At 46.4% G+C, this 909-nt stretch carries 1 protein-coding gene; it reads right to left on the bottom strand.

Going from position 1 to position 909, the window contains the following annotated elements; all coding sequences use genetic code 11:
* Nucleotides 1-909 (bottom strand): AAA family ATPase (locus tag A3735_RS07360; RefSeq protein WP_156499495.1); only part of this gene is annotated, 909 nt, incomplete at both ends.

The raw sequence follows: 909 nt of genomic DNA, 5'->3' as shown, positions 1-909 counted from the left end.
TCATACCCATCATTTCAGCCTGGCTCGCCATATCCAACTGGCGCTCCAATTCGGGAATCTTCCCGTACTGCAATTCCGACATCAATGCAAAGTCACCCTCTCGACGAGCACTCTCCAATTCGACCCTAGCCTGCTCTAACTGACTCTTAACTTTCTGGGAACCATGCAGAGCTGCCTTTTCTGCCAACCAGACTTCTTCCAGNTCTGAAAATTCCTTTTCAAGTTCAGAAATTTGCTCATTCAGCTCTACAAGGCTCTTTTTAGATGAAGAATCCTGCTCCTTCTTAAGCGCCTCCCGCTCGATTTTCATTTGAATCAAACGGCGCTCCAAGCGATCTAAAGCTTCTGGCTTTGAGTCCATCTCCATTCGAATTTGGCTTGCTGCCTCGTCAACCAAATCTATCGCCTTATCCGGTAATTGGCGATCAGCTATATAGCGATGAGAAAGCTTGGCTGCAGCGATAATTGCACTATTGGTAATTTCTACCCCATGATGGACTTCGTAACGCTCTTTCAAACCGCGCAGAATAGCAATGGTATCTTCAACAACCGGCTCCTCTACTAGAACTTTCTGGAAACGCCTTTCCAAGGCAGCATCTTTCTCTATNTATTCACGATATTCATCAAGCGTAGTAGCGCCAACACAATGCAGCTCACCTCGAGAAAGTGCAGGCTTCAACATATTCCCCGCATCCATTGAGCCCTCTGCCTTACCAGCACCAACCATGGTATGAATTTCATCGATAAAGAGGATTATCTGCCCTTCTTGCTTACTCAGCTCATTAAGCACACCTTTCAAGCGCTCCTCAAATTCACCTCGAAACTTAGCCCCGGCAATCAATGCCCCCATATCCAAGGACAAGACTCTCTTATCTTTTAAGCCGTCAGGTACTTCACCGTTTACAATTC

Source organism: Oleiphilus sp. HI0061 (genome assembly GCF_001635675.1).
The sequence above is the reverse complement of the archived record's forward strand: the minus strand, read 5'-3'. Positions and strand labels throughout refer to the sequence as shown.